The organism is Rhodococcus sp. NJ-530, from assembly GCF_003860625.1.
GTDB classification, from domain to species: Bacteria; Actinomycetota; Actinomycetes; order Mycobacteriales; family Mycobacteriaceae; genus Rhodococcus_F; species Rhodococcus_F qingshengii.
Genome location: NZ_CP034152.1, coordinates 5,076,949 through 5,100,972, shown reverse-complemented (window position 1 = coordinate 5,100,972; position 24,024 = coordinate 5,076,949). Strand labels below are relative to the sequence as shown.

The 24,024-nt window shown below is 60.6% G+C and carries 23 protein-coding genes; 10 read left to right on the top strand and 13 right to left on the bottom strand.

The window, feature by feature from the left end; translation table 11 throughout:
- The first annotated feature begins 164 nt into the window (after nt 1-164).
- The 4 genes from EHW12_RS23655 (at nt 165) to EHW12_RS23640 (ending at nt 4,310) form a co-directional block, all read left to right on the top strand.
- Entirely contained in the window at nt 165-1,076 is a 912-nt protein-coding gene (locus EHW12_RS23655) for an SDR family NAD(P)-dependent oxidoreductase (protein WP_125051897.1), read from the top strand.
- A gap of 1 nt (nt 1,077) precedes the next feature.
- Nucleotides 1,078-1,998, top strand: a complete 921-nt coding sequence (locus tag EHW12_RS23650; protein ID WP_030535274.1) for a hypothetical protein — start codon at nt 1,078-1,080, stop codon at nt 1,996-1,998.
- Complete coding sequence (locus EHW12_RS23645) at nt 1,995-3,482, top strand: NAD(P)/FAD-dependent oxidoreductase (protein ID WP_054827925.1); 1,488 nt, start codon at nt 1,995-1,997, stop codon at nt 3,480-3,482. The genes EHW12_RS23650 and EHW12_RS23645 overlap by 4 nt, the downstream gene beginning before the upstream one ends.
- A 75-nt stretch (nt 3,483-3,557) precedes the next feature.
- The gene (locus tag EHW12_RS23640; protein WP_030535276.1) at nt 3,558-4,310 is read left to right on the top strand and encodes a MerR family transcriptional regulator; all 753 of its coding nucleotides are present in this window, start codon (nt 3,558-3,560) and stop codon (nt 4,308-4,310) included.
- A gap of 43 nt (nt 4,311-4,353) precedes the next feature.
- Here EHW12_RS23640 and EHW12_RS23635 read toward each other — a convergent pair whose 3' ends face one another.
- Together EHW12_RS23635 and EHW12_RS23630 are read right to left on the bottom strand one after the other, a co-directional pair.
- Complete coding sequence (locus tag EHW12_RS23635; protein WP_003939908.1) at nt 4,354-5,109, bottom strand: class I SAM-dependent methyltransferase; 756 nt, start codon at nt 5,107-5,109, stop codon at nt 4,354-4,356.
- Nucleotides 5,110-5,191: 82 nt separating this feature from the next.
- Nucleotides 5,192-6,439 (bottom strand): MlaD family protein, encoded by a 1,248-nt coding sequence (locus tag EHW12_RS23630; RefSeq protein WP_041816170.1) that lies wholly within the window; start codon nt 6,437-6,439, stop codon nt 5,192-5,194.
- 341 nt (nt 6,440-6,780) lie between these two features.
- Between EHW12_RS23630 and EHW12_RS23625 the strand changes: the two genes are divergently transcribed.
- Both EHW12_RS23625 and EHW12_RS23620 read left to right on the top strand, forming a co-directional pair.
- Nucleotides 6,781-7,092: a metalloregulator ArsR/SmtB family transcription factor gene (locus EHW12_RS23625; RefSeq protein ID WP_007733929.1), complete on the top strand. Its 312-nt coding sequence runs from the start codon at nt 6,781-6,783 to the stop codon at nt 7,090-7,092.
- A 98-nt stretch (nt 7,093-7,190) separates the two neighbouring features.
- Nucleotides 7,191-8,366, top strand: a complete 1,176-nt coding sequence (locus EHW12_RS23620) for an MFS transporter (protein WP_003939751.1) — start codon at nt 7,191-7,193, stop codon at nt 8,364-8,366.
- On the opposite strand, the gene EHW12_RS23615 is transcribed toward EHW12_RS23620, so the two are convergent.
- The 3 genes from EHW12_RS23615 to EHW12_RS23605 form a co-directional block, all read right to left on the bottom strand.
- Nucleotides 8,333-9,061: an aspartate/glutamate racemase family protein gene (locus EHW12_RS23615; protein WP_003940161.1), complete on the bottom strand. Its 729-nt coding sequence runs from the start codon at nt 9,059-9,061 to the stop codon at nt 8,333-8,335. The two genes, EHW12_RS23620 and EHW12_RS23615, sit on opposite strands and share 34 nt — an antisense overlap.
- 5 nt (nt 9,062-9,066) lie before the next feature.
- Nucleotides 9,067-10,641 (bottom strand): NCS1 family nucleobase:cation symporter-1, encoded by a 1,575-nt coding sequence (locus EHW12_RS23610; RefSeq protein WP_125051895.1) that lies wholly within the window; start codon nt 10,639-10,641, stop codon nt 9,067-9,069.
- Between the two features lie 108 nt (nt 10,642-10,749).
- On the bottom strand, nt 10,750-11,475 hold the full coding sequence (locus EHW12_RS23605; RefSeq protein WP_042451513.1) for a GntR family transcriptional regulator: 726 nt from the start codon (nt 11,473-11,475) through the stop codon (nt 10,750-10,752).
- A gap of 196 nt (nt 11,476-11,671) precedes the next feature.
- Here EHW12_RS23605 and EHW12_RS23600 point away from each other — a divergent pair, with 196 nt between their 5' ends.
- A complete protein-coding gene (locus EHW12_RS23600; protein ID WP_125051894.1) occupies nt 11,672-14,029 on the top strand; it encodes a LuxR C-terminal-related transcriptional regulator in 2,358 nt (785 codons plus the stop codon).
- Here the strand turns inward: EHW12_RS23600 and EHW12_RS23595 are convergent.
- Nucleotides 14,004-14,240, bottom strand: a complete 237-nt coding sequence (locus EHW12_RS23595) for a hypothetical protein (RefSeq protein WP_082901004.1) — start codon at nt 14,238-14,240, stop codon at nt 14,004-14,006. The genes EHW12_RS23600 and EHW12_RS23595 overlap by 26 nt on opposite strands.
- 190 nt (nt 14,241-14,430) lie before the next feature.
- Nucleotides 14,431-15,078 carry a C40 family peptidase gene (locus EHW12_RS23590; RefSeq protein ID WP_231916226.1) on the bottom strand — a complete coding sequence of 216 codons (648 nt, stop codon included), beginning with the start codon at nt 15,076-15,078 and terminating at the stop codon, nt 14,431-14,433.
- 306 nt (nt 15,079-15,384) lie between these two features.
- Between EHW12_RS23590 and EHW12_RS23580 the strand changes: the two genes are divergently transcribed.
- The 3 genes from EHW12_RS23580 (at nt 15,385) to EHW12_RS23570 (ending at nt 17,658) form a co-directional block, all read left to right on the top strand.
- Nucleotides 15,385-15,666 carry a DUF6412 domain-containing protein gene (locus EHW12_RS23580; protein ID WP_003939922.1) on the top strand — a complete coding sequence of 94 codons (282 nt, stop codon included), beginning with the start codon at nt 15,385-15,387 and terminating at the stop codon, nt 15,664-15,666.
- A 112-nt stretch (nt 15,667-15,778) separates the two neighbouring features.
- The gene (gene yidC / locus EHW12_RS23575; RefSeq protein WP_003939695.1) at nt 15,779-16,732 is read left to right on the top strand and encodes a membrane protein insertase YidC; all 954 of its coding nucleotides are present in this window, start codon (nt 15,779-15,781) and stop codon (nt 16,730-16,732) included.
- A 50-nt stretch (nt 16,733-16,782) separates the two neighbouring features.
- Complete coding sequence (locus EHW12_RS23570) at nt 16,783-17,658, top strand: oxidoreductase (protein ID WP_030535283.1); 876 nt, start codon at nt 16,783-16,785, stop codon at nt 17,656-17,658.
- A gap of 78 nt (nt 17,659-17,736) precedes the next feature.
- Here the strand turns inward: EHW12_RS23570 and EHW12_RS23565 are convergent, their stop codons facing one another.
- From EHW12_RS23565 to EHW12_RS23540, 6 genes are all read right to left on the bottom strand, one after another.
- Nucleotides 17,737-18,744 carry a zinc-binding dehydrogenase gene (locus EHW12_RS23565; RefSeq protein WP_019745038.1) on the bottom strand — a complete coding sequence of 336 codons (1,008 nt, stop codon included), beginning with the start codon at nt 18,742-18,744 and terminating at the stop codon, nt 17,737-17,739.
- Nucleotides 18,741-19,169 (bottom strand): organic hydroperoxide resistance protein, encoded by a 429-nt coding sequence (locus EHW12_RS23560; protein ID WP_003939720.1) that lies wholly within the window; start codon nt 19,167-19,169, stop codon nt 18,741-18,743. The genes EHW12_RS23565 and EHW12_RS23560 overlap by 4 nt, the downstream gene beginning before the upstream one ends.
- A complete protein-coding gene (locus EHW12_RS23555; protein ID WP_003940568.1) occupies nt 19,166-19,627 on the bottom strand; it encodes a MarR family transcriptional regulator in 462 nt (153 codons plus the stop codon). Before EHW12_RS23555 ends, EHW12_RS23560 begins: the two co-directional genes overlap by 4 nt.
- Nucleotides 19,628-19,705: 78 nt before the next feature.
- On the bottom strand, nt 19,706-21,088 hold the full coding sequence (locus EHW12_RS23550) for a condensation domain-containing protein (RefSeq protein ID WP_050654765.1): 1,383 nt from the start codon (nt 21,086-21,088) through the stop codon (nt 19,706-19,708).
- On the bottom strand, nt 21,088-22,554 hold the full coding sequence (locus tag EHW12_RS23545; RefSeq protein ID WP_058037779.1) for a condensation domain-containing protein: 1,467 nt from the start codon (nt 22,552-22,554) through the stop codon (nt 21,088-21,090). The genes EHW12_RS23550 and EHW12_RS23545 overlap by 1 nt, the downstream gene beginning before the upstream one ends.
- Nucleotides 22,487-24,001 (bottom strand): condensation domain-containing protein, encoded by a 1,515-nt coding sequence (locus EHW12_RS23540; RefSeq protein WP_058037780.1) that lies wholly within the window; start codon nt 23,999-24,001, stop codon nt 22,487-22,489. The genes EHW12_RS23545 and EHW12_RS23540 overlap by 68 nt, the downstream gene beginning before the upstream one ends.
- Nucleotides 24,002-24,024 lie beyond the last annotated feature (23 nt).

The window sequence follows — 24,024 nt, the reverse complement described above, 5'->3', positions numbered from 1 at the left end:
GGTCGGTCGACAAAAGACTTCATTCGAGCAGTCCGGGTACTGGTTCGACTGCCGCGTATTCCGCCATCGAATTCTAGGCCATTGACAACTGGCACGGTTGTGGATGACTCTTTGGAGATGGAGAAACACACAGCAGTCGAAGCGTCTTCAAGGTGAGCCGACCGGTGCCGACCAAGAAACCGACCAAGAACCGCGGATCGAAGGTGTCCCACAATGCCCGCGCAGTGGTGACCGGCGCCGGCAGCGGAATCGGCCGTGCCTTTTCGTTGGAGTTGGCGCGCAGAGGCGGTGAGGTGATCTGCGCGGATATCTCGCTGGAACGGGCCAAGGAAACAGTGGCACTCATCGATGAGATCGGTGGTACCGCGCACGCCGTCAAATGCGATGTGTCAATTCGTGAGCAGGTTCAGGACCTGGCGTTGTTCGCGGAACTCGAACTTGCGGGTCCGCTTTCGCTGGTGATCAACAACGCCGGGGTCGGTATCGGTGGAAAACCTGTGGGCCAGATCGGTTTCGACGATTGGGAGTGGGCACTCGGGATCAATCTGTGGGGTGTCGTGCACGGCTGTGAGATATTCGCTCCACAACTGCGTGCGAGCGGGGCCGGGGGATTCATCAACGTGGCCTCGGCTGCTGGGTTTGCGGCTGCGCCACTGATGGCGCCCTACAACGTCGGTAAAGCCGCCGTGATGTCGCTCTCGGAGACCTTGTCCGCTGAACTTGCCGGTACGGGAGTGCGGGTGACGGTGCTGTGTCCGACCTTCGTCAAGACAAATGTTGCTCTCGACGGCCGAATCACCGCGGAAGCAACACAATTGGCGCAAGCGTTGATGCGGCGAACCGGCTTTTCGCCGGAGCGCATCGCCGTCACCACTCTCGACGCCTACGACAAGGGTCGACTCTACGTGGTGCCGCAGTTCGATGCGAAGGTGATCTGGCGACTCAAACGGTATCTGCCCGTTGCATACACGTGGGGCTGTGGAGTTCTCAATCGCTTTGCACCGAAACAGAAGTCGGGATCATCTGGAAATTCGGCGGCGCCGGAGACGAACTCGCCGAGCACGAAAGGAGCGTGACATGTCCTTCGATTTCGACGGCATGCTGCACAAGATCAAGGACCGCCAATGGGCTCTGGTGGACATCGACTGGGATGCTCCGGGCGCCGAGACGATCAGTCCAGAGCTTCATGCGAAGCTGAAACCGTTCATGTCGGACCTGATGTGGATCGAGAACGTCGGTGCCCGTGGCTTCGCTGCGATGGCTCTCAAGGCGCCGACTGAAACTCTCCGAGACATCTATCGGCATTTCCACGCCGAGGAACAGAAGCACGCCAACGCCGAACTCGCGCTGATGCGTCGGTGGGGAATGCTGGACGGCGACGAGATGCCCGAGCCCAACATCAACGTCAAGCTCGTCATCGACTGGCTGGACAAGCATTCCGACGGTTTGTCGCTCTCGATTCTCGGGACCGTCATACCGATGCTCGAGGTGGCGCTCGACGGAGCCCTGGTCAAGTTCATCATGGACGAGATCGAGGATCCGGTCTGTCAGGCTGTGTTCAAGAAGATCAATGCAGACGAGTCCAGGCATCTGGCGGTCGATTTTGCGGTGATCGAGATGCTCGGGCACTCGACGACGCGCAAGCTCGTTGTCGAAACCGTCGGCGCCTGGTTGAATCCGGCGTTGATCATCGGGACACTTCGCTACATCCCGCTGCTGAACAAGATGCGCGACAACATCGTCGACATGGGAGTGAACGAGGAACGGCTCTACACCGCTATGAAGCGATTCAGGAACGTAGGCGAACGGAGTCCGGCCGCGCTCCGCGTCCCGATGTATCGGGTGGTGAAGTGGCACGGCAACATGGTCATCAATCGCAACCATCCCTACCATCTGCTTGCCGATCGGATGGTCAAGGTCACTGGCCGACTTTCCGGCAGCAGGCTCAATTCCGAGCCGACCTGGGCCAAAGAACTTACGTACGAGCCACTCGCATGAGTACTGCCGAGCCACTGTCAGTGGCGATCATCGGTGGAGGTTTCGCAGGAATCGGAGCGGCGATTCGGTTGAAGCAGAACGGTATCGAGGACTTCGTCATTCTCGAACGCGGCACGGAGGTCGGCGGGACGTGGCGCGACAACACGTATCCGGGAGCTGCGTGCGACATTCCGTCCCGTCTGTACTCGTACAGTTTCGCCCCGAACCCGGACTGGTCGCACACCTACTCGGCCAGCGCGGAGATCCTCGGCTACATCCGAACGATGGTGAAAGAGTTCGGCCTCGAGCCGAAGATTCGGTTTCGGTGCAACGTCACGGGCGTCGAGTGGGACGAGCAGACAGGTGTCTGGGCGATCGCGCTCGAGGGCCGTGAAGCGGTCATTGCCCGGACCGTCGTCATGGCGTCCGGTCCGCTGGCGAACGTCAGCTTTCCTGCTGTTCCGGGTTTGGAGAGCTACGAAGGACACAAGATTCACAGTGCTCGCTGGGACCATGACTACGACTTCACCGACAAGCGGGTCGCAGTGATCGGAACCGGGGCCAGTGGCGTCCAGATCGTCCCTGAACTCGTGAAAACTGCACGATCAGTGAAGGTTTTCCAACGAACACCGGGATGGGCATTGCCGCGAGCAAACCTACGCACCCGATCTCGCACGAAGGATCTGTACCGTCGTCATCCGGTCGTCCAGACTCTGGCGCGTCGGGCTTGGTACTGGGGACACGAATCGGTAGCTCTCGGGGTGGTGTGGGAATCCCCGTTGACGAGGGTGGTGGAAACAGTCGGGCGTCTTCATCTGCGCATGCAGGTGAAGGACCCGTGGTTGCGGCGACAACTCACTCCCGACTTTCGCGCAGGGTGCAAGCGGTTGCTGATGACCAGCGAGTATTACCCGGCTCTCCAGCAAGACAATTGCACACTCGTGACCTGGCCGATCGCGAGATTGGCGCCACATGGCATTCGCACGGTCGAAGGGATCGAGCATCAATTCGACTGCATCGTCTTCGCCACCGGCTTCGACGTTTGCAAGACCGGAACACCGGTCCCGATCATCGGCCGGGACGGACGTGTGCTCGCCCAGGAGTGGAAATCCGGGGCGCGTGCGTACAAGAGCATTGCGGTATCCGGTTATCCCAACCTGTATTTCACCTTCGGACCCAACTCGGGTCCGGGGCACAGTTCCGCCCTTGTGTACATGGAAGCGCAACTCGACTATCTCGCCCAAGCGATCAAGATCGTTCTCGAGCGCGACCTCAAGGCACTCGATGTTCGTCAAGATGTCGAAGATGCGTACAACGTAGAGTTGCAGCGTCGGCTGTCGAAGACCACGTGGAACTCGGGATGTTCGAGTTGGTATCTCACCGACGAAGGATTCAATGCCACTATGTTTCCCGGTTTCGCGACCCAGTACGTGAACCAATTGAAATCGGTGGATCTTCGGGACTACACGAGCACGGTGCGCGAGAAAGACACCGCGCAGACCTGATCCCGGGTTCTGATCGGCCTGGTGTTGCCACTAAGTTGGAATCGTGACGACCGACGCGGCAGAGGAGACGAGGCGGTGACTGAGTACCGCATCGACGATCTAGCGCGCGCTGCGGGCACCACCTCGCGGAATGTACGGGCATATCAGGAACGAGGATTGCTTCCTCCGCCGGAGAAGCGTGGGCGGGTAGGCATCTACGGCGACGCGCACCTCGAACGCCTCAAGCTGATCGACACGCTTCTTCAACGAGGTTTCACCACTGCGCATATCGACGACTTCATCACCGGGTGGGAAAGCGGGAAAGACCTGACAGAGGTGCTGGGTCTGCAGCACGCGGTCACCGAACCATGGTCCCGCAGCGACACCGTGAGTATCGAGATGGCCGTCGTACGCGAGTTTCTCGGGGGAGATGCAGATGGTCAACTGGATCGTCTCGTAGATCTCGGACTGGTACAGATCGAAGGAGAGAACTGCGTTTTCACCGATCCTGCTTTGCTCAGCGGATTTTCGAGTCTCCTCGACTACGGTTTCACTCTCGATCAACTGGTCGATGTGCACGAAAAGCTTCACAACGCTGTGGACGGGATCGCCAAAGACCTGATTCAGGCGGCGAAGGATCGCATCGTCGATCAGCACGGGGTCGGTTGGCTCCCGGAGGGCGACGAGGTTGCCGGAACAGCCGAGATGCTCCAGACGATGCGTGAACTCGGTGTGGCGTCGGTACATTCGGCACTGGCCCGGGCACTCGACGCGAACCTTCAGCGTGAACTCGGCGACTATCTTGCCGCTGCGATCGGCTCGCGGAGCGACGCCGACGAGTCCGACTAGCAGCATCGATCACGTTCGGGATGTGCGGCCCGTCGCGGTGCGCTCAGCTCTTGCGTGCCTCGATCAGGAATCGACTCGAGTGGGCGACAAAAGATCCGTCGCGACGGATCTGCTGATCGAGTTCGCGGAGCCGGTCCCGATACTGCGCGACGGTGAATCCCGGAACCATCCAGATCACCTTGCGTAAGAAGTAGACAACGGCGCCGATGTCGAAGAATTCCATGCGCAGACGCTCGAAACGAAGGTCGACGACGGTGAGCCCGGCCGCAATCGCGTCGGCAGTTTCGTCCTCGTGGTGCCGTCCGCGACGAGCCTGCGGCTGAGGACCGAGAAAGTACTCGACCAGTTCGAACACGCTGGCGTGACCCACATGTTGAGCGAAGTACGTTCCTCCCGGTTCGAGTACCCGCGCGATTTCGGTCCACCACACCGTCGCTGGGTGTCGGCTGGTCACCAGGTCGAAAGCCGAATCGGCGAACGGTAGCGGCGGCTCGTCCGGATCCGCGACCACCACCACACCTCGGGGACGCAGAAGGGCGGTGGCCTTGGCGATGTTCGGTGGCCAGGATTCGGTTGCTGCCATCACCGGCGGGAGTGACGGTGCAGCGGCGAGGACTTCGCCGCCGCCGGTCTGGATGTCCAATGCGGCGCCGGCGCGGCCGAGACGTTCACCCATCAGCCTCTGGTACCCCCACGACGGACGCTGCTCCGTGGCGCGTCCGTCGAGCCACGAGAAATCCCACCCGTCGACGGAGGCGGATTCCGCTTCGGCGACAAGTTCGTCGAAACCTCGTGACATGCTCTGTGACTCGCCTTCAGGCGTTCCTTCCGACATCACATCATCATCGTCGCGGAGGGGCGACGGTGCCAGTTGTTTACGGCTACTTCGGGGTGGCGCCGAGCATCGGTGCGAGTTGAGTGGCAATCGGGTTCAGGTTGAGCTTGTCCGGGTCCACCTTGGGCTTGCTGTCCCACGGTTGCGAGGTGTTCGGGTCGGCGAACGCGATGCGGTTGGCGCTACGAACTCCCGTTTCGCTGCCCTGAGGTGCCTGGCAGTTGGCGGCAGTGTTCAACGGGAAGTTCTGCGTCGTGTCGTCGAAGTTCGGGTCCTTGCGCTTCATCTCGTCGAGGATCGCCATGGTCCCTTCGTAACCGACGGTGCACGAGAGCGGGTTGTTGGTCTCGAGTACCAAGCCCAGATGTACTGTGCCGTCTCCCGGTGCAACGGTGGGCGCCGCCCCGGCGAGCGCAGGCAGGAAGAGCAGGAAGGGCTGCAGCGAGGGCAGTGTCGGTGCGGCTGCCGCTGCAACGGCGGAAAGGTTGGAGAGGTTGGTCGTGAGCGCGGGGCCGGCTTCGGTGACGAGAGAGCCGACTTGTTCGCTGGCCGGTATGCCGTTGTCGATCACGCGTCGGATGTCGGGGTCGCTGGTGCGCAATTGCGCCGTCAGTGCGTCGAGGTCGGTGCTGAACTGCTTGATCGCCGACGATTGATCGGACTGGGTCGTGAGCACCGTCTGGCTGTCGCGGATCAGTCCGAGGGTCTGGGGAAGGGTGTCGAGGCCCGACTGGGAGATCCCCGACAGCGAGTCGGCAAGTACCTGCAGATCTTCGCCCTTGCCGTTGAATGCCGCGCCGAGTTCTTTCGCGACGGTGTGGAGTGCGTCGACCGGAACGGAGTGCACCAGACCGTTGGCGCTGGTCAAGACATTCTCGATCGGGATCGGCGTGGTTGTGTCGCCCACGGCGATCACCGAGCCGTCTTCGAGGAACGGGCCCTGGTCGGTATCGGGCTGAAGGTCGACGTACTGCTCGCCGATGGCTGAGCGATTGGCCACCACGGCCCGCGCAGATGCGGGAATCTGCGGAGCACTGCTGTCGATCAAGAGGTCGACTTCGATTCCGTCGGACGTGAGCGACATGTCACCGACGCGTCCGACGGGTACACCGCGATAGGTCACTTCGGCGTTGGTGAAGATGCCACCGGACGTCGCCAGTTCGGTTTTGACCGTGTATTGGCCGAATCCCAGAAGATTGTCCAGCCGTACGTATTTCGCTCCGACATAGATCAAGCCCAGGAGTGCAACCACGACGAGGGCGACCAGCTGCCATTTGGCGAGCTTCGACATCACCATGAGGTGACGACCCTGAACTGATGCGGTGTGTTCATGGTTCGACTCCCGAATGACAAGCCGGGTACGGCTGGTGTTGAGCGAATTGTGTTCACCCACGGACGTTCTGAGGTGAACCGGAAACTTCCGGCAATTCGTTGTTGGCGATAACTATAAACAAGTCGTCACAGATAGAAAGTCGGCGCTGAGATTTCCGCAGGTCGTCGAAACGTAAGTGTCACAGCTCACTTCGAATGCGCAGATGTGACGCAGACGGCTTTCGGTCCGGATCGGGCTTGACTTCGCCAAACATATCCACAAAAGTAGATGCGTTCCGGTTGTCGTGCAGAGGGGTGTGGTCCATGGATGCTTTGGCGATCTTCAAGGCGCTGTCCAATCCGACTCGCCTGCAGATCATGGAGTGGCTCGCGCACCCGGCGAAGTATTTCGACGAGGACTCGTATACGCAGCAGGATCTCGGGTTTCACATCGGAGTCTGTGTCGGTGACATCCAGGGGCGATCGGGACTTGCCCAGTCGGTGATCTCGGGGTACCTGCAGGGCATGAAAGATGTGGGTCTGCTCGAGTCCGAGCGCATCGGGAAGTGGACGTATTACCGACGAAACGAATCCGTGATCGGCGAGTTCAGGGAATTCGTTCGCGAAAAGCTGTAGCGGCCGAATTGCCCTCGTCGGCCGGTTTGTTCAACCAAATATATCTACATATCTAGATATGTAACTGTCTCGTGTGACGTAGTAGTGAGGAGTGTGTCGTGAAGTCGAAATTGTTGATACCGGTTCTGGCGTTGGGTGTATTCGGAATCATCACTACGGAGATGGGCATTATCGGGGTTCTGCCTCAGATCAGCGAAAAGTTCGGTATCACCGCGTCGACTGCCGGATGGTTGGTCGGTGTGTTTGCACTCGTCGTGGCGGTGACCGGTCCGTTCACAACGCTGATCACCTCGGGAATCAACAGGAGAACCGTTCTGTTGGTAGCGATTGCAGTCTTTGCGGTCTCCAATGTGGTGTATGCGACCACATCGAGTTTCGAGGTGATGTTTGCATTTCGGATCATCCCCGCCGTGGTTCATCCGGTCTTCTTCGCTGTCGCGCTTGCAAGTGCGGTTCGTCTGGTATCGCCGGAACAGGCGACCGCCGCGGTGACCAAGGTATTTGCAGGCGTCACAGTCGGATTCGCGTTCGGCGTGCCCTTGACGTCCTATTTGGCCGAGAACTTTTCGGTGTCGACAGCATTCGTGTTCGGCGCCGTGGTCAACGTTCTCGCGTTTCTCGGGATTGTCGTACTTCTGCCCTCGGCTCCTGTGACACAACGCCTGTCGTACGGTGCACAGGTCGGGATACTTCGCCGGCCGCGCGTGTGGTTGACCATTCTTTCCGTCACCTTCGTCTTCGCAGCCATGTTCTCGGTGTACGGATACTTTGCCGAATACCTCGGCGAAGTGACCGGCATGAGCGGATCGTGGATCAGCGCGATGCTCTTGGCTTTCGGTGTCGTGATGATCTTCGGCAACTTCGTCTTCGGGGCTCTGCTCGCCAAGGGGGTGGTGCGCACGGTTGTGGCTTTTCCCTTGCTGTACATCGTCGTCTACGTGATGCTCTATCTGGCGGGCCCGTACTTCGGCGCGATGGTTGTAGCCGTGTTGGTTTGGGGTGTAGTGCATTCCGGTGGACTGGTGGTTTCGCAGAGCTGGATGGGGCGAGACGCAGTCGACGCGCCTGAATTCGGCAACAGCCTTTTCATCTCGTTCTCCAACCTGGGGATCACGCTCGGCACTGCGGTCGGTGGACTGTTTCTCGCGCATTTCGAAACCCGCCAATTAGTCTGGGCTGGAGTATTGTTCGCGATCCTGGCGCTGCTGGTGACAGGTGTTCGACTCTCGCTCAGGCACGCTCACAGCGAGAACGGTGTCAGTGTACCGGTGTAGTTCTTGGGAAGTGGCCGTGCGAACTCGCCGCGCGAACTGGTCGACAGTCCGAGGGTGACCAACGACTGAACCATCGTGACCCCAGCGGCAACGCCGTCGACTACCGGGACACCCAGTTCGTCGGACAAGTCCTGGCACAGGTCCGCCATGCCGGCGCAACCCAGCACGAGGACGTCCGAGTCGTCTTGCTCCAATGCGTCGAAACAGGCTTCCAAGATCACCTTTCGCGCGTCGGGATCACGATCGAGTTCCAGAACCGGAATCTCGCAGGAGTGGATACCTCGGCACCGAGCCTGCATGCCGTACCGGTCCACCAGATCGGCGGCGCGGCCGCGGGTTCGACCGAGAGTGGTCACGATGCTGAATCCGCGACCCAGGAAACTTGCGTAGTTCATTGCCGCTTCGGCAACAGCTACGACGGGGCCCTTGGCCAACTCTCGGGCTGCATCAAGACCTGGGTCACCGAAGCAAGCGATGACGTAGCCGTCGACTTCGTTCTTTTCTCCGGCGGCGATCTCGGTCAGGATTCCGGGGACGCTGAGAACTTCGTCGTAGTGGCTTTCGATCGACGCGGGACCCATGGCAGGGCTGACGGCCTCGACGAATGTGCCCGAGCCTGCGACGGTCCGGGCACATTCCTCGATCTTGGCGGTCATCGCCCACGTGGTGTTGGGGTTGATCACCTTGATTCTCATGACGATCAGTCGACCGTCACAGTGTCGGGAGAGGAAACATTCCGGACAGCTGAGGAAGAGCGCGCGGCGAGTAGGTAATAGACGGTGAATCCGAGCCCACAACCGATGAACCAGCTGTACTGCGCTGCGGTGTACATCCCGGTGAGGTCCTTGCCCAGGACCGGGACCATCGCGACGACGGCTCCCACCACGGTGGCGATCACTGCAGCAGGGTTGTATCCCTTGCTGTACCAGTAGGTTCCGGTCGGCGACATGCTGAACAGTTCGTCGACGATCACCTTCTGCTTGCGCACGAGGTAGTAGTCGGCAATCAGAATTCCGAACAGCGGACCGATGAAGGCTCCGAGGGTTTCGAGTGTGTAGTGAATGACGTCCGGATTGTTGTACAAGTTCCACGGCGTGATGAGGATCGAGCCGATCGCTGCGATCATTCCGCCGGCGCGCCAGCTGATCTTCTGCGGACTCACGTTGGAGAAGTCGAAGGCCGGGGAAATGAAGTTGGCCACGATGTTGATGCCGATCGTGGCGATGGTGAAGGTGAGTGCGCCGAGAACGATGGCGAAGGTGCTGTCGATTCGTGCAACGGTCGCAACGGGATCGGTGATCAGTTCGCCGTACACCGGCAGCGTCAACGATGCAGTGACGACGACCAACACCGAGAATACGAGGAAGTTCAACGGCAAACCGAGGAAGTTGCCCTTCTTGACGGCAGTGAACGACTTTCCGTAGCGGGAGAAGTCGCCGAAGTTGAGCATCGGTCCGGAGAAGTACGAGACAACCAGAGCGATCGCACCGAGCATGACCGGCACGGCGTCGAAACCCGAGTACTTGACGTCGCCGAGCGTGAGATCGATGGCGCTCCAGCCTGCCTTGTAGATCAGGTAGCCGCACAGCATGAACATCACGACATACACAGCCGGCCCGCAGAAGTCGATGAAGCGGCGGATCGATTCCATGCCTCGCCAGAAGACACAGGCCTGAAGTACCCACAGGAGCATGAAACTTCCCCAGCCCAGTGCGGAGAGTCCGGCGAATCCGTAGTCTTCGACGACGGCATAGGGCGCGAGTGACGGAAAGAGTTTGATCAGTACGACATCGAGGGCTGCTGAAGCGAGGAAGGTTTGAATTCCATACCAAGCCACGGCAATCAGGCCACGAATGATTGCCGGGATGTTCGCGCCGAGGACGCCGAACACGCTGCGGCAGATCACCGGATACGGCACGCCGGTAACTTGGCTGGGCTTGGCGACGAGATTGCAGAAGAAGTAGACGATCGTGATACCGACCAGCAGGGCGACGAGTACTTGCCAGCTGGCCAATCCCAGTGCGAAAAGACTACCGGCAGTGACATATCCGCCGACGCTGTGTACGTCGGACATCCAGAAGGCGAAGATGTTGTACGACGACCAGGTCTGCTTGCGAAGCGGCGCCAAGTCCTCGTTGGTCAAACGAGGGTCGTAGCCCGGCTTGATCAGGCCGCTTCCGACAGGGTGACCCGCGGCTTCGACAAGGTCACCCGATCCGGTTTCCTTTGGGGGAGTGGGGGTAGTGGTCGTTCGGGACGGAAGAATGTCGGTCATGACAGCTCCTGTGCGTCAGTGCAGGAAATCAGCGGACGGTGCCACGAGCTCTCAGCGTCAGTGATGAAAACTGTGTTGAGAGAAAGGTATCGATGCTGTGTTGCACGACTATTGCGTGATCGGTATATCTTTTTCGGCCAATAGACCGGTGTCTGTCGGTAGAGTCGCGATCACGGTATCGAGTCGGCGATGATGGATTTCGGAAGCGCTCAGAAGTGCGGATGCGTCCCGACGCAGGAATGCGTCCAGCATCGCGGTGTGATCCGAGTGCAGAACCCGGCGATCGACGCCGGCAACATGGACCATCGGCTGTACTGGTTCGGTGATGTTCCAGGCAGCTTCGAACATGTGCAGCAGTCGAAGCATCTGAGACGGTCGGGTCAGTGCGAGATGAAAGTTTCGGCTCTCGCAGTGATAGGACTGAGAGTCGTCGTAGCGCAATGCGATCTCCAAACGGGAGTTCACCTCGACGGCGTGTTCGTGATCCTCTTCGGTTGCCTGCTCGACGGCGACGGCCAATGCAGCTGATTCGAGAGTTTCGCGGACGATGTACATCTCTCGCAGTTCTGCCGGCGTCAGCTGAGCAACGGTGTAGCCGAATTGATGTCGATGGTCGACCAAGGACTCTCCGACCAGTGTTTTCAGTGATTCCCGCACAGGTATTCGACTGACACCGAACACATCAGCCACGTCGCCGAGAGGAATCGGGGTACCCGGAGGCGCCGAACCCGACAGAATCACTCGCCGCAGTTCGTCGAGGATCGTTTGTTGTGGACTTCCGGGAGCATCGATTACCAGTTGCGTCAGCAGTACCGATCTACGGCGCGGCGGCATGTCGCTCTCCCTTCGTCTGTCTGCCAGAGTAGGAATACGTTGTTTCGTCTGCGTGACACCGGTGTGGCCGTCGTGCATCTCGCACTCGGGGGAGAACAAGTGGGCTCCGATCACATGCTCGCGTGAGTGCTGCTCGGGAGGCCGATCGTGGGGGTAGCGTTGTTGTGTAGTGGTATGGCAGAAAGCGAGTCGGTCGATGGCATCCGCTGTGCGCTCAGAAGCCGACCAGCGAGTTGTCGGCAACCTGCCCTTGGAGCTGACGAGTTTCGTCGGTCGCCGGCGTGAGTTGGCCGACGCCAGGAGATTGTTCGAGACGTCCCGTTTGTTGACACTCACCGGGATCGGTGGCGTGGGCAAGACACGGCTCGCGATCCGACTTGCGGGCGCGTTGCAACGGGTGTTTCGAGATGGTGCCTGGTTGGTGGAACTGGGGGAGCAGACAGATTCGGATCTCCTCGAAGATCATGTCGCCGTGACCCTTGGTGTCCGGTCGGTCTCGTCGGCGGACCCGCTGCAGGCATTGATCGACTACTGCGCCGATCGGAGTCTGCTGTTGGTGCTCGACAACTGTGAACATCTGGTCGATGCCGTCGCTGTGTTCGTAGGCGCGATCCTACGGCGATGTGCCGGCGTCAAGATCCTGGCGACGAGCCGCGAATCGCTGGGCCTGGGCGGTGAGGTGACGATGCGCGTTCCCTCACTCACCACACCGCAGCAACAGCCGCCCGAATTCGAGGGAATTGCCCAGTACGAATCGGTGTCGTTGTTCACCGAGCGTGCGGCTTCCGTCGTACCTGGTTTCACCCTCACCGAGGAGAACAAGCGCGCCGTTGCGCATATCTGTCACGACTTGGATGGACTCCCACTTCCGATCGAACTGGCGGCAGCTCGCCTGCGTGGTATGTCTGCTGAGCAGATCATGAACAGGCTCTCGGATCGATACCGACTTCTTACAACGGGTGGACGCGACGTTCCGAGTCGTCAACAGACGCTGCGATTGTCGATCGATTGGAGTTACGACCTCTGCTCGCCAACCGAACAGCAGTTGTGGGGGAGGTTGTCGGTGTTCTCGGGTGGGTTCGATCTCGATGCCGCTGAGGGCGTGTGTGGGCAGGACATGAATTCGACCGAAGTGCTCGATCTCGTCACCGCGTTGGTCGAGAAGTCCATCCTGATTCGTGAGGAAACCGACGGGGATGTTCGGTACCACCTCCTCGACCTACTCCGCGAGTACGGACATGAAAAGTTGGAGTCCGCCGGTGAGTATTCCGCTCTGCGTCGAAGCCATCGTGATTGGTTCGAGGCACTGGTCGTTCATGCGGAAGCCGAGTGGATCAGTGGCCGGCAAGCTGCCTGGATCGCAAGGCTCGGTCGTGAACAGCGCAACGTCAACGATGCGTTGGAGTACTCGATTTCCACTGCCGGAGAGGCGCGATCTGCAACGCGAATGGTCGGTGCGTTGTACAGATTCTGGCTTGCAGGTGGATTACTTGTGCAGGCGCGTTACTGGACGGATCGAGCCTTGAATGCAGAGGATCGAGAGCTGGATCCGTTCCGAGTGGATGTCTTGGCCATCGACGCCGTGAATCACGCGATGCAGGGGGAGCTCGAACGGGCAGAAGAGTTGGTCGACGAGAGTTGGCGCCTGGCAAACGACTTGGCGGATGTGCGCTCGCGCGGCTTGGCGACGTGGGGAGACGGATACGTCGATACCTTCAGAGGTAACTTCGATACCGCTACAGCCAAGCTGGAATCCGCGTTGACGCTGTTTCGACTCGACAAGAATCTGCTGCATGTTGTGATCGGCCTGGACACCTTGGGAGTCGCGTACTTCCTGTCCGGCGCTCTTGATCGCTCTGTGGAGTGCAACGAAGAGATTCTCGCGATCACCGTGCCCGCCGACGAGATGATGTTCCAGGCATTTGCGCTGGGAACTCTCGGGCTCGTGAGCTGGCTCCGAGGTGAATTGGATGCCGCAAGTGACTATTTGACTCGAAGTCTGAGAATTCTCGATGCCCCGATGAACTCGGCGTGGTGTATCGAGCCGTTGGCGTGGATTGCTGCAGCGCAATGTGATTGGAAGCATGCAGCGGTTCTGCTCGGCGCGGCAGCCATGTATTGGCAGAAGGTCGGGGGACGGCTGGCGGGCCTGCCGGGTTTGTCAGCTCATCACGACACTGCTGCAGAGACTGCTCGCAAAGCCATGGGTGACGATGCTTTCGACAAGTCGTTTCGCAGCGGGTTTGCGATGTCCGAGGGTGAAGCTGTCGCATATGCGCTCGACAAGCGCTCCAGTGTCACTACTGCGTCGTCGGCTGAAGGGCCTCACCTCACTCCTCGTGAGCAGCAAGTTGCGGAACTGGTTGCCCAAGGGTTGACCAATCGCGCGATTGCGGAGCACTTGGTAATCTCGCTGCGCACCGCTCAGGGACACGTGGAACACGTACTGACAAAACTGGGATTCAGTTCCAGAGCGCAGATCGCAGCGTGGTACGTCTCGACCGCGCAGGAGCGTGACTCGCGTGAGGTCAATGGCTCAGCAGGCCGGAGTTGACGTCCGATAGCAGTTCACCACGGTCGTCGCCGCACAAGCAGAACAGCGGGTAGCGCTTACCTTCTTCACGCCCCTGAAACGACACTCTTAGCGGTCCAGGCGCATCCGCGCGAGGGGATTCGGTGAGGAAAGTGTACAGCCACGGCCCCTCGTCCAATTCCACGATGGCGAGAACGGTCGAGGGGTCGCCGTGAACCGTTCGCCAGGACACGACAGTGCCGTCTCCGCAACACCGCGTCACGTCCAACCGCGCCCCACGGCACCTGGCGCAGACCGCGCTCGCGGGCGAGAGGATGACATCACATTCCGCGCAATGGGGGAGTGTCAATCGTTCGGCTCGCGACGAGCGATTCGAATATCGCCGCGATACACGCTGTTTCATCGAGCTTGCGGGATTCATGTCAGTAACGTCGGGCGAGGTAGTACGGCATCGAGTCCACGGGTGCGCGTTCGACTGACTCCCCGGACGTCGGGGCGTGAACGATCTCACCGCCTCCGGCGTAGATCCCCACATGCTCCCCGCCGTAGTACAGGACCACGTCACCCGGCTGTAGATCGTCCCGGGAAACTGGAGTGCCGCCAACCGCCTGGTCGTAGCTGGTTCGCGGAATCGAAACGCCCGCTTGTGCATAGGCCCATTGAACGAGACCGGAGCAGTCGAACGAGTCCGGCCCGGTCGCGCCCCAGACGTACGGAGCGCCGATCTTGGACTCTGCGGCTGCCAATACGCGGCCTGTATCCGAGGAAGCGAAAGCTGACACCTTCGCCGGATTCGTGTCGACGGAAACTGCGGCGATGTTCCAGTCCCGAAGCACGGGGGCCTGAGCGTTCGCGGTGTCGATACTCACGGCAAGGGTTGTCAGGGAAAGAACGCCGACGACAAGCGCTCTTCCGAGTGCATGCTTCTTCGTGCGGGGGTCGGTGAATCGGTGGTGCGACATTTCTTGTGTTGCCTTTGCGTCGATGCGTCCCGAAGCAGGTGTCCAGCTGGGTGTGATCGGGCTTCGGCTTGCGACACTCAGCCTGGTTGCGCCTCGACGTGTTCGCATCGGTCAGTTGGACGGGGTGCATACCTGTTTCGAGCGGCATTGTGGGTGCAAGGCCTGTTGATCGATCGCGAGAACTTCGACGGACTTTCGTGATCCGAATCAAGGAGGGCACGGCGGCCGGCCTCACCCCGGCTCCGGTCAGGCGATTCGCAGCGGGAGCGCCGAACGCTCAACAGTGGCACGGTCGGATGGACCACGATCCTGCGCACAAATGGCTGCGCGAACAAGTACGTGAGGCAAGCGTCTGGCTGGATTCGGCGGACGTTCTGTACTCTCGCAGTCATGCAACAGCGGAGCACAGGAACGGTGACACGGTCACTGTTGCTGCTTCTGCTGCCGTTCATCGCTCTTCTCGCAGTGCCTCCGCTTGGTTCCTCGGGTAGCGCCGCGGTGCTGGGAACTGCGATTGCCGTCTTCGTGGTCGCTGCGCTCGCAACTTCCTCGAAGTACGAACTTCTGCAACTGTGCGCGGTTTCGGCCACTGGCCCGTCTGATGACGAACGCTGCCTGCGTGGTGCTTTCCGCAGGCAGAGCAGCCCGGACGCGCCCGGTCGTCCGCAACCTCGAGCTCCGGGAATCGGTCTGTAGATCGGCAGTCGGCGGGTGTGAACTCGTCGTAGGTCGGTCAGACGTCTTGCGTCCACGACAATTCCCGCGCTCTCATCTCTCTGAGCGTGCCTTTCGGTGAGGTTCATTCGTCATGCTCGATTTTGTCTACTACCCCGTGTCCGGAATCCTCTGGTTCTGGCACAAGGTCTTCTCACTGGTCTCCGGATCACCCGACAACGGCGTCGTGTGGGCGTTGTCGGTCGTATTTCTCGTCTTCACGCTCAAAGCCCTGCTGTTCAAACCCTTCGTCAAGCAGGTCCGCACTCAACTGGTGATGCAGAAGCTGCAACCTCAGATCAAGGCGTTGCAGAAGAAGTATTCGGGTGACCGGCAGAAACTCACTGTAGAGATGGCCAAGCTGCAGAAAGAACATAATTACAGTCCGTTGCTCGGCTGTCTGCCGATGCTGGTTCAGGCACCGGTGTTCATTGGTCTTTATCACGTCCTGCGATCGTTCAATCGGACCGGAGCGGCATCGCACGTCCCGTTTCTGAGCCCGACCGAACCGATGTCGGTGGCGGACAACGCGAACACGGCCAACTACTTCTTCAGTGCCTCGGACGTGCAGTCTTTTCTCGACGCCAAACTGTTCGGCGCACCGTTGTCCGCCATGATTTCGAGCCCGGCAGCACAACTGGAAGCATTCGGCGACGTCAGCCGTATCTCCATCATTCTGGTAGCTGTACCGCTGATGATATTTGCCGCCGTCGCTACACATTTCACATCGCGGGCATCCATCGCGCGCCAAGTGGACACCGGAACCGTCAACCCTCAAACAGCGATCATGAACAAGCTCGCATTGTGGGTGTTTCCGGTGGGGGTGATCGCTTTCGGTGCGTTCGCGCCTGTGGCGATCCTGCTGTATTTCGTGAGTAACAACTGCTGGACGCTGGGACAACAGCATTTTGTGTACGGACGCATCGCTGCGGAGCAGAAGGAAGCCGAATCGTCGCCGACTCCCGGAATGACCGCGCCCCCGTCGCCCAGAGTGGCTGCACCGCCGCTGCCGGGCGCCAAGCCCATCCGCGCCAAGCGCAGGCGATGACGGAAAGCGACCCCTCCCTACCAGCGAGTAAGGCACGTACGCTGGAAAGCATGACCAAATGGACCGCAGAAGACGTAGTCGATCAGACCGGCCGCACATTTGTCGTCACGGGGGCGAACAGCGGACTGGGTGAGGTAGTCGCACGAGCGCTGGGCAAAGCCGGGGCCGACGTCGTCCTCGCCTGTCGTGACACCACGAAGGCCGACGCCGTAGCCGCCGAGATCGGGCCCAACGCGGTTGTCCGCAAATTGGACCTCTCGGATCTGTCGTCGGTACGAGCCTTCGCCGACGCAACGGAGAAGGTCGACGTCCTGGTGAACAACGCCGGCGTGATGGCGGTTCCGTTCCGCCGGACGGTCGACGGATTCGAAATGCAGATCGGCACAAACCATCTCGGACACTTCGCATTGACCGGATTGCTGAAGGACAAGCTCACCGATCGTGTCGTGACGATGTCCAGTGCCCTGCATCAGCTCGGAACTGTCGATCTGGACGATCTCAATTTCGAGCGTCGGAAGTACAACCGATGGTTGGCCTACGGGCAGTCCAAGCTTGCCAATCTGTTGTTCACGTACGAACTTCAACGCAGGTTCGCGGCGTCGGGATCTTCGCTCAAAGCGCTCGCTTCGCATCCGGGATACGCGTCGACGAACCTGCAGGGGCACACCGAGTCGATCCAGGACAAGCTGATGGGAATCGGCAATTCGATCTTCGCGCAGTCCGCGGAGATGGGCGCCCTTCCCGAACTGTGGGCGGCAACCGCGCCGGATGCCTTCGGCGGCAGTTACATCGGACCGGACGGTCCGTTCGAGCAGCGAGGGTATCCGAAGGTCGTGGGGTCGAACAAGAAGTCACACGATACGAAGACAGCCTCGGGTTTGTGGACACTGTCGGAGAAGTTGACCGGAGTCTCGTTCGGGATTTGATTCAGATATGAAGGTGGCCGCGAACTTCGAGAAGTTCGCGGCCACTTTCATATCCGTTCGAGCTAGATGTTGTTCGGGTTACAGCGTGACAACCATCTTGCCGGTGTTCGCGCCGCGCATCAGGTCGATGAACGCTTGCGGTGCATTCTCCAGACCTTCGACGATGGTCTCGTCCCACTGAATCTTGTTGTCGGCGAGCCACCCTGCCATGTGGGTGCGGAATTCGCCACCGAGGTGACGGTAGCCGCCCACGAGGAATCCGCGCAGTGTGAGCTGCTTGCCGATCACCAGTGCCAGGTTGTGGGGAGCGGTGGGCTTCTCGGTGGTGTTGTACTGAGCGATGGCTCCGCACAGGGCAATCCGGCCACCCTGGTTCATGGCATCGATTGCGGCTTCGAGATGCTCGCCACCGACGTTGTCGAAGTACACGTCGATGCCGTCAGGGGCGGCAGCGGCGAGTAGTTCGGTGATCGGGCCGTCGTGGTAGTCGAATGCCGCATCGAATCCGAGTTCGAGAAGTCGGGCAACCTTCGCCGGTGAACCGGCGCTACCGATTACTCGCTTCGCTCCGAGCAACTTGGCGATCTGACCGACGAGCGATCCGACGGCACCTGCTGCGCCGGAGACGAATACGGTATCGCCTTCCTTGAACTCCGCAACCGCGGTGAGGCCGGCATACGCGGTGAGGCCAGTCATGCCGAGGGCACCCAGGTAGGCCGTCGCCGGCGCGATGGACGTGTCGGCCGGAGTCACTGCGGATCCGTCGAGGATGGCGTATTCACGCCATCCGAGGCCGTGGACGACGACGTCGCCCACGGCGCGATCAGCCGACTTGGATTCGACGACCTCGCCGACGGCACCACCGTCGAGCGGCGCACCGACCTGGAACGGCGGAAGGTAGGACTTCACGTCGTTCATTCGGCCGCGCATGTACGGGTCGACGGAGATGGCGATGTTGCGGACCAGGATCTGGCCGTCTTCGAGTTCGGGGAGTTCTACTTCGGCGGTGGCGAAGTTCTCCGACGTGGGCCAACCGTTCGGGCGTGAAGCGAGACGGATTTCCCGGCTGACAGTGGTAGTGCTCATTCGTCGTCCTTACTTACTTCGAGGGTGACCTCGATGTTGCCGCGAGTTGCATTGGAGTACGGGCACACCTGGTGTGCCTTCTCCGTCAGCTCGACGGCCTGATCATGGGGTAGATGGGGGAGTGAAACCTCCAGCGTCACAGCGAGTCCGAAGCCTCCTGCACCGTTGGGGCCGATGCCGACCCGCGCGCCGACTGCGGAATCAGCCACGTTGGCCTTCTCGGCACGGGCGACCATCTGCAGAGCGGAGTGGAAGCATGCTGCGTATCCGGCGGCAAAGAGCTGCTCGGGGTTGGTGCCTTCGCCGCTGCCACCCATTTCCTTGGGAATGGCGAGGCCGAGATCGAGGCGTCCGTCCGAGGTGCGAGCGTGACCGTTGCGGCCTTCGCCGGTGGCAAGTGCTTCTGCGGTGTAGACGATGTTCATGACTTCTTCTTTCCGTCGGAGTGGGCGTTGGATGCTTGAAGTGACTCACCGAGACGAGTGAGAACGTCTCGGAGTTCGGTGAGTTCGTCGTTACTCAGACCAGTGGCGCCTGCGAGCTTGGCCGGGATGTCCTCGGCCTTGCTACGCAAGGTGGAACCCGCCTCGGTCAGGTGAATCTCGACGCGACGCTCGTCGGTGGTGAGGCGTCGGCGCTCGATGAATCCCAGACCCTCGAGCCTCTTGAGCAGCGGCGACAGAGTTCCGGTATCGAGATCGAGTGCCTCACAGATCTCACGCACCCCGCGGCCGTCTCGTTCCCAGAGTGTCAACAGGACGAGGTACTGGGGATACGTGATTCCCAGGTCGTCGAGCATCGCCCGGTACGCGGCCGTCGTGGCCCGCGACGCCGAATAGAGGGCGAAGCAGACCTGGCGTTCGAGGGCGAGTGGGTTGGTCACGAGAACAACTGTAGCGCACAGTTAAGTTGTGCACAACAAAGAAGTGTCAAATAGATCTACGGATAGGCGGCCGTTCGTCTACGGCGTCGACAGGATCTCGGAGACATGCGAGAGGAAGGTGTGCACTGTCCGGGTAGCGGGCGCAGGAAACCTGGTCCGCACTGCCAATCCGTCGTGAGTTCGTGAGAACCAGAACTGAACGTCGTCGGCGTTCGAGACGCGACTGAGTTGCTGCGGATTGATCGGCGCAGGCTGTGATTCGCTGGACTTTGATTTACGGGGGCGAGATCCACCGGGCATGGTTCGGTAGTCGGCGTAGGACACCGAGAAGATGTCTCTGCGAGTGGGCGAAACCTCGGGCCCCAAGCTCCGCAAAACCTGCCTCGACGACACGGACGACAGTGAAAGTGACTCGTGGAAAGCGAGATTGACTGCCCGGGCAGTGCTGTGAAGATTGTCCATGCTCGTCACGGTGATGGGCGCATTGGCTACCAGCCATCCGAAGGTGTGGTTGTGTCGCGGTTCCCGACGCGTGTGAACAGGGAACAGTAGGTGCGTGTCCCTCTTGCCGGTCAATTGTGTTGTGGCCAAACCGATCGACGCAAGAATTGCACCGAACGAGGAGTGTCGATGATCGGCGCAGTTCTGGTCGAACAGCTCTGCTTCGTCGGCGTCGAGGAGCATTCGGGTGTCTGTGCCCTGGGGCGACATCGCCCCGGCGGGCAGTCCCAGATCTACGGGAAAATGGGGAGTGTCACCCCCGCATGCTCGGAGGAAGGACCGCCAACCCGCAATCCGGTGGTCGCCGGGCTCTGGATCCGCGGTTGCCGATTCCCGGAAGCAGTAGTTGAGGAAACTCCCGGGCTCCGGAAGGAGATCAGACGCGATCGGATCACGGTCCGCCCGCGTGTATTCGCGATACAGAGTGCTGATCTCGGTAATTGCGATGCTCATGGACCAGCCGTCGCAGATGGCATGGTCGAACCCGCAGACCACTGTCGACTGGTCCTCGCGGGTGATGGCACCGAGAAAGTACGCGGGAAACGCGAAAGGATTGCACCATCGATCCAAGCGCTCGCCCAAGAGTTCTCGCACCTGCTCCGGTGTTCTCGCGTCAGCCACTGTTTCCTCACGCAGGCGCAGATCGCCGACGTCGGCGACGTCGACGAACAGTGCCGAGGATTCACCCGATTCTTCGGCCTGGGAGAACGAGCACGACAGGGCGTCGTGACGGGACGTCCATTCCTCGAAGCTGGCCTTGAGTGCGTCCGTGTCGATGGGGCCGGGAACGTCGAAAGTGGCAGCGAGCCAAGTCGTATCGCCGCGGCTGCCGGCAAGATGCAGCTGCTGATTGGAGGTCGGGGGAACCGGATACGTCGTTCCGGTGGAGATTTCGCTCGGCGTCCACTGCAGAATGCGGCCCGGCCGTGCCTCGAACCTGTCGAGAAACGTGATGTGCATCAGGCGGTCTCCACTTCCTGACGTGCATCCGCCTGACGCACGACACGGTAGTCGCCGGTATCAGCGACCGTTCTCAGGACGTTGCGAAGGTGTCGTAGGTACCGATTCACCGATGTGTGCGCCTGCTCGGTGTCCGGAAAACTGACCATCACGTACGTACGGTCTTCCTTCCGGTTGATCCACATCGACAGATCACCCGTCGTTCCTGGCCCACCCAGTGCCCGCGCCTCGAGTTCGTCATGGTGCTCGGCACCTGGAATCAGGCGCATGTCGATGTACGACACCATCGGCGGGACCGAGGTTCCACCGATGTCGGATCCGGTCAACTTCGACACCTGGGCGATCACCGAGTGAATGGACACGTCCGCGAGTCCCTTCACCGCAGCGCGAGCAGCGTGGGCAAGGGGGAGTGCATCGGTAAAGTTCGTGACACCGCTCAGCGTGAACGAGACCGGGACGAGATTGATGAACCAGCCTTGGGAATAGAGGTATCTCGGATCGGAGCGAGTGCCGACTGCGTTGAGCGCGAAGTAGTTCGCTCGATCCGCAACTTCGATCTCGGTGAGGGCGAGGGCTGCGAAGATCCCCGTGGAGAAGCCGACGCCATTGGACTTGCACAGCGCTGCGAACGCGGCTGACTCGTCGCTGTCGAGAACGTCGATGTGTGTGCGGGTCGACCGGGCCTGTTCGCCCCGCGCGACACCGAGGTCGAGGGGGAACGTCGGGAGTTGGCCGGCGTTGGCGGCGAGAATCGAAATCCACTGCTGCACAGGCGCTGCGGCCAGGTCGAGGTTCCCCGCGGATGTCCGTTCCTCGCCGCTGTACTCGACGTAGCTGCCGGGAGAGGGAAGTTGAGCCTCGATGCCGGCGCTTTCGGCGATGTACAGCGCACGAAGTTCTTCGACGCCCAGCATCAACGACAGGCCGTCGGTGTGCGAGTGATCGACGCCGTAGTAGACGGTGAAGCCGGCGCCGTGCTCGACGACGCCACTGATGAACGAGGGCCATTGCAATGGGCTGGTATCGCCGGCGAAACTTCGGCTCACATGCTCGCGAACCGCATCTGTCGTGTTCAGAGAACCGACGCTGTGCGGCGTGAGTTCGATCGTCGACGCATCCACCACGTGACGGTCGATGACCCCGCTACCGTCGGGATCTTCGGATGATCTCACCTCGAACCAACTGTGCAGTGTGTTGTGCCGCAGGACAAACGCCTGGACCGCCCGACGCAGTGCCTCCCGATCGAGATCACCGGGCAGAGTGAACGTGAATCCGATCCACGGTGACCAGTCGACGCCTTGTGCGCGCTTGTGATCGGCGGTACGAATGTGTCCTTCCTGTAGGAACGAGAGCGGTTGGTCGCTCCGCGGTGCCCCGGATGCCGCCGCCAGGGATTGTTCAGTAGGCCTGAACTCGGTGAGCGTCCCGGCTTTCGGTGCCCAGAGATCGATGGGTGTCATTTCCATGAGAGTTCTCCTCGATCGGTGCAGCGGTATTGATCGGTACGGCGGTGTTGGTCGGAGGTGCGAAAGTGTCGGTCGAGAAGGCAAAGTCCTCCATTTCGCGGCGTAGGAGTCCCGCGAACTGATGGATGTGGCGGCTCGTGCGCGCGTTGCCCGGGTGGCGTATGGCCAGATTCAGCCCTTCGGGAGTCCGCGTGAGCCAGATGTAGACGTCGGTTCCCGAATGATCTCGACTACGAAGGCCCCTGGTCTGCCAGCTCGTCCATTGCTCGGCACCAGGAACGTGACGAACGTCCATGTACGAGAGCACGAACGGCAGGTGCTGCGGGGAGTCGATCAGCTCGCACACTTTCGAATACGGCAGTGCCGCGGCGGGGCGGACGCGCCGTATCTCCGTGCCGGCAACCTTGGCCAGATCGCTCACGGTTGCGGCGGGGGCAATCGGAATCCTCACCGGCACAACACCGATGAACCATCCCAGCGACGCGGCCCATCGAAGCTCCGAACGGGTGTGTTGCGGCACGACGACGCGGAATTCGTCTGCACCGGTGAGATCGCCGGTCACCTTGGCCGCGCACGCGAGTATCGCGGCCAGGAATCCTTGGTTGCTGCGCTTGCTCGCTTCTGCCAGGCGTTCGGCTCCCCGGGCGCTCAGAAGCCAGGCGGACAGGCTCTGCTGAGGGACTCGGCGTCCGGTGACCGGTTCGGGTAGCGCTGGAAAGTACGGAGCCTCGCCCTGCGCGTAGAACTCGCGCCACGTCTGCACTGCCGGGTGAGAGCGGTCCGCGTGTCCCACGAGATCTCGTTCCTTGGTGCCGAAGTCGATGTAGCTTCCGGTCTCCGGCGGCGAGGGAGGGCTTCCCTCGCTCAACGATCGGTAGATCGTCTGCAGTTCGTGCGCGGTCAACGCCACCGAATATCCGTCCAGCAGAGCATGATCAGCGGCAAAAACCACGGTGAAGTGGTTGGGGCCTTCGATCGTCGCGAACTGATACGCAGGCCAGACAAGTGGATCGGTCGATCGGTCGAGCAGTTGCTGCAGATGCGTGAAGACAGACATCGAGGACGCAAGGTGTCCGACCTCGGCGCCCAGAATCCGAACGTCTCCAGACGCCGCGGTGCGTCGGACTATCGTTTCGCCCTCCACGGCGACGTGTGTTCGGAGCACTTCGTGGCGATCGATCCAGTGATCGAGAGCGGCCGCCCAGGTCCTTCGGTCGAGTCGGTCGTGGATGCGAAACGAGGTGCCCAGCCACGACGGAGTGCACACGTCGGTCTGATGGTGCACCTGCCGTTTCGCCTGCTCGGCATGTTTCAAGTGTGCCTCGTGTATGTAGCTGGCGGGACGCTGGTCGACAGGCCACAGCTCGGGCGGATTCACCGCGGCGGGAGTCCACTCGGTGACGGTCCCTGGAGGTAGGGGATAGTCGGCAAGTTCCGTGAATTCCATTGGGAAACCTGATCTCTCGAGAT